The sequence below is a fragment of the Luteococcus sp. genome (genome assembly GCF_043424415.1).
Lineage (GTDB): Bacteria > Actinomycetota > Actinomycetes > Propionibacteriales > Propionibacteriaceae > Luteococcus.
This window is the reverse complement of sequence record NZ_JBHWOO010000225.1, coordinates 1-4,449: the sequence shown is the minus strand read 5'-3', so window position 1 is coordinate 4,449 and position 4,449 is coordinate 1. Positions and strand designations below refer to the sequence as shown.

4 protein-coding genes are annotated in these 4,449 nt (G+C 67.8%); 2 read left to right on the top strand and 2 right to left on the bottom strand.

Features of this window, described 5'->3' with window-relative positions; all coding sequences use genetic code 11:
- Positions 1-565 precede the first annotated feature (565 nt).
- Complete coding sequence (locus ACHFFZ_RS13000; RefSeq protein ID WP_394277029.1) at positions 566-1,105, top strand: DinB family protein; 540 nt, start codon at positions 566-568, stop codon at positions 1,103-1,105.
- A gap of 91 nt (positions 1,106-1,196) precedes the next feature.
- On the opposite strand, the gene ACHFFZ_RS12995 is transcribed toward ACHFFZ_RS13000, so the two are convergent.
- Positions 1,197-1,931: an alpha/beta fold hydrolase gene (locus ACHFFZ_RS12995; RefSeq protein WP_394277028.1), complete on the bottom strand. Its 735-nt coding sequence runs from the start codon at positions 1,929-1,931 to the stop codon at positions 1,197-1,199.
- Positions 1,932-2,022: 91 nt separating this feature from the next.
- Between ACHFFZ_RS12995 and ACHFFZ_RS12990 the strand changes: the two genes are divergently transcribed.
- On the top strand, positions 2,023-3,135 hold the full coding sequence (locus ACHFFZ_RS12990; RefSeq protein WP_394277027.1) for a GNAT family N-acetyltransferase: 1,113 nt from the start codon (positions 2,023-2,025) through the stop codon (positions 3,133-3,135).
- Positions 3,136-3,144: 9 nt separating this feature from the next.
- Here the strand turns inward: ACHFFZ_RS12990 and ACHFFZ_RS12985 are convergent, their stop codons facing one another.
- Positions 3,145-4,350, bottom strand: a complete 1,206-nt coding sequence (locus ACHFFZ_RS12985; RefSeq protein ID WP_394277026.1) for an MFS transporter — start codon at positions 4,348-4,350, stop codon at positions 3,145-3,147.
- Positions 4,351-4,449 lie beyond the last annotated feature (99 nt).

Sequence of the window (4,449 nt, the reverse complement as noted above, 5' to 3'; positions counted from 1 at the left end):
CTGCTCGACATGCTGAACCCCAAGGTGATCAGCCTGGACGAGGCCCCCAAGGCCTACGCCGACTTCGACAAGGGCTCCGACCTGAAGTACATCATCGACCCGCACGGCATGATCAAGAAGTGATGCGGTAGTCGCGGGTTCAAAGGCATTACTACGACGAGCTGTGACTCGTCGGGAACCCAGTCCTTGGCCTGGGCCAAGGTCCTTGGCAGGTGGCTTTCCACACTGTCCCACCACGGACCTTGGCCTAGGTGGACGCCGCGGACCCCAGACCGCGGGGTGCGCACTGACTCTCACCGGGCACGCCCGACCGGGTTCACGATTCCGTCGGCCCTCCGGTCCTTTCCGAATTCCCGAACTGCTCACTCACCATCCCGTCCAGCGGCCCACCCGGTGAGGACGAGTTCCGACCAACCGAGTCATCGCTGAGCTCGCGCACGATGTCCAGTGAAGGTCAGCGACGGCAGCGCTCCACGGCTGAGCAGGGCGGAGCATTGGTGCCGGTCACCAGACGCCGACCGTCATCAATCCCGTGATCGCGGCCTGCAGCACCTAGTGTTCCAGCATGGCAAGCATCGACGAGCATGGCCGCCCGGAGCCTCTCCTCACGGGCGACGAATGGGAGACCCTCACGGCCTTCCTGGACTGGCAGCGTGCCACCTTCTCGTGGAAGACCAGCGGGTTGTCCGCCGCGCAGCTGGCACAGCCACTGCATCCCACCGCCATGACGCTCGGTGGCCTGATGAAGCACCTGGTCTACGTCGAGGACGAATGGTTCGGCCACTGGCTGGGGGACGAACCGCGCCGCGAGCCTTGGGCCTCCGTGGACTGGACCGAAACCCCGAACTGGGAGTTCGAGTCGGCCGCGTACGATGCCCCAGAAGCGCTCAAGGCGATGTGGGAGCAGGCTATCGCCCGAGCCCGGGCGGCTGCGGAGGCCGCGTACGCCGCCAATGGGTTGGAGCAGGTGACTCCTCGTACTTGGTCCGATGGCGCGGCACCCAGCCTCCGGTGGATTCTCGCGCACATGATCGAGGAGTACGCGAGGCACAACGGCCACGCCGACTTGTTGCGCGAGGCGATCGACGGTCAGGTCGGCGAGTAGCCATGGATCCGGCTCGTCGCCGGGCTGAAGCGGACGAGTGGCAGGACCAGTGGGGCCGCCAAGGCGAACTGCATCACAACTACCAATTGCGCTACCCACGCGCCTGAGGCCAGTCAGCCGATGCCTTTGACCAACACTCGGCCACGCACTCCTGGACCCAACGACGTGGGTCCGTCGTCCAGAAGTCGTGGACGAGCCCGGGAAGGGTGCGGAATCGACCACGCGGGACGAGCCGCGCCAACTGCTCCACGGGCCAGCTGGGGCGGATGTCATCACCGGCAGCCACGAAGCTCATCGGCACATCGCAATCCGCCAGCCGGCGCCACAGTGCCGGCGTCCGGATCCAGTCCTCCTTGAAGGAGGACCACAGACTGGCGTGCACCTCGGGGACGAAGTCGATCGGAATCTGTTCCTGGGTTCCCACGCCCGCCCGGTAGGCGGCGGCCCAGCCCCGGTCGTCGTGCAGACCGTGGCCGCACATCCCCACGACACCTCGCACGCTGCGGGGATGGTCCAGGGCGTAGCGGACGGCGAGGTCACTGCCCCAGGAATGGCCCAGCACGATCCAACGCTCGACGCCCAGGGCTCGGCGGATGTCCTCCAGGTCGGCAATGGCCCGACCCATGTCGTGTGGGCCACCGCCGGACCGGCCCACGCCACGCGGGTCCGGGTACCAGCAGCGCAAGCCCTCCAGTGCGAGTTGCTCGCCGGCAAGGTAGTGGATGCAGCCGGGGCCGCCCGACAGCACGACGACATCGGGGCCACTCCCCCGGACACCAACATGCAGCGCCACGCCATCGTCCGTCGTGACCGTCCTGGAATCCATGACCCAATGCTCCCAGCGCCTCGCCCGGGAACGTGGGCCCGCCCCGAAAATGCGTCGCGCCTCCGGCAGTGACTGTGTGAGCATCTGGCCTATGGATCCCGTCGCAGAGCACCAGCAGGCCGAGAGCCCGGCCCGCACCCATCTGTCCCAGATCCCCGGGTTCACGTGGACCCCCTTCGAGCGTGATGACCTCCCCGAGGTCGCGGATTTCTATGCGACCGTCGAGTCCTTCGACCGCAATCCCGAGCGCACCTCGCTGGCCGACCTCCAGGACTTCTGGGACTCTCCCCGTTCCGTGCCGGAGGAGGACACCCTGGTTGCGCGCGACCAGTCGGGCCGTGTGGTGGCGACGGCCTGGTCGGGGTGCAACAGGTCGGTCACCGACGTGCGAGAGGTCTTCCTCGGTGGGGCCGTCCACCCCGGCCTGCGTGGCCGGGGCATCGGACGGCTGGTGCTCGAGTGGGAGCTGGCACACGGAAGGGCCTGGCACCAGACCAGCCGTCAGGAAGGCTTCGGACCGCTGCGGATGCGCCTGCTGGCGCCGGTGGACCAGGACGACATCCGGGACCTCGCCACACGAGCCGGTCTTGCCGTCGCCCGCTACTACTTCGAGATGGAGCGCCCCCTCACCGACATCCCCAACCGCGACCGTCCCGAAGGCATCCTCATCACGCCGTGGGATCCGGACCTCGCGGACGAGGCGCGCGAGGTGAGGAACCAGGCCTTCCGCGACCACTGGGGCCACACGGATGCCAGCCCGCAGATGTGGGCCGATCGCCTGGCCGCCACCGCCTTCCGCCCGGAATGGTCACTGCTGGCACGGGACGCCGACACCCTGGCGGTGGTGGGGGTCGCGATGAACTGCGCCTACGAGCAGGACTGGAGCGACGACCACCGGCAGGGTTACACCGACGAACTCGGCGTCCTGCGGGACTACCGGGGACGAGGTGTCGCCAGGGCGCTGCTGGTCGAGTCGATGCACCTGTTCACCTCAGCAGGCATGGATGCGGCCGCGCTGGGCGTTGACACCGAGAACCCGAGCGGCGCCCTCGGCCTCTACGAGGGCCTCGGCTATCGACGCAGGGCCAGCACCTGCATCCACGAGCTGCAGGAGTGCGCCGGCGCGTCCCGGTTCACCAGGTGGTGCCCGAGCCCGGCGCGAGCAGCTCACGTGCCCGGCAGCCCCGCCACTCCAGCCCGCTGATGATCTTGCTCATCCCACCCGACCAAGGCCCCGCACTGCGGGATGCGCCACTGCAATCAAGGCAGTGACGGCGATCGCCGCAAGGAAGGGAGTGATCGCCAGTTCCCAGGGAAGGCCCACCAGGATGCCGGCGAGTCCCGTCGCAACGGGTGCAAGCCCCACAGTGAGGAAGCCCATCGCTCCCGCAACCCTTCCCTGCAGATGAATGGGGGTGATGGTGAGCTGGAAGGCCTGGATTCCGGCGATGCCGGGCGGCAACACCAGGCAGGCCAGGCACAGCAGGGCGATGATCTGAGCCGGCTGGTTCCACACCGCCATCGCCGCGGCGCAGGCGCAGTTGACGAGCACCCCGCCGATGAAGAGCACCGAGACCCTGTAGCGCCGCAGGAGCCACGGACCGGCCAGCGCCCCCAGCAGCCCGGAGATTCCGTAGGCGGTCTGCATGCCGCCAATGACCGCGTCGGGAACCCGGTGGGCCTTGAAGCTCAGGGTGATCAGGGCGAGCAGGCCACCGAAACCGAAGGATGCGATGGCGTTCATCAGGACGACGGCTCGCAGGGCCGAGTGCCGCACGATGAACCGTCCACCGGCCACCAGGTCCGCCAGGGTTCGCGATCCGGCCGGCCTTGCGGCGGCTTCGAGCGGGGGACGGATCCGACTGACCAGGAATGCCGCGACGAGGTTCAGCAGGGCGTCCGCGAGCAACGGCAGCGACCCGTCCACGGCATAGAGTGCACCGGCCAGCGAAGGCCCCAGCAGGTTCGCAACCGCGGAGCGGGCCTGGTTCACCGAGGCCGCTGGTGCGAGCTCCTGCGGTGCGACGACGACTTGCAGGCTGGCCTGCTCGGCGGGCGCGAAGAAGGTCCCCAGAGCACCGACAAGTACCGAGATCGTGACCAGGTGCCAGGGGTGAGCGACGCCAACGGCTTCGGCGACTGGTACGGAGACCAGCAGCAGCGCGAGGCCCAGGGAGGTGCCGACCATGGTGGTGCGTCGATTCCACCGGTCCACCAGTACCCCGGCCGGGATGCTGAAGACGAGCGTGCCCACTGTGGAGCCAGCCATGACCGCACCGGCCCATCGACTGTTGCCCGTCGTGTCGAAGGTGTGGAGCATCAGGGCGAGCGCGGTCATCGCGCCGCCGGTCATCTGGCAAGTGCGTCCCCACAACAGGAACTGGAAGTCGCGATTGCGCGACAACGCGGTGGGCCCCATGAACCATTCCGATCATTCTTACACTGTATGAATGCCCTATTCTTACACCATAAGTTTCGGAGCAGATGAGGAGGCACCGATGGGGCGCAGTCGAGGAGT

Coding starts and splice junctions, on each gene's coding strand:
- ACHFFZ_RS12990 (WP_394277027.1), top strand. CDS start 2,023: ATGGATCCCGTCGCAGAGCACCAGCAGGCCGAGAGCCCGGCCCGCACC.
- ACHFFZ_RS12985 (WP_394277026.1), bottom strand. CDS start 4,350: ATGGGGCCCACCGCGTTGTCGCGCAATCGCGACTTCCAGTTCCTGTTG.
- ACHFFZ_RS13000 (WP_394277029.1), top strand. CDS start 566: ATGGCAAGCATCGACGAGCATGGCCGCCCGGAGCCTCTCCTCACGGGC.
- ACHFFZ_RS12995 (WP_394277028.1), bottom strand. CDS start 1,931: ATGGATTCCAGGACGGTCACGACGGACGATGGCGTGGCGCTGCATGTT.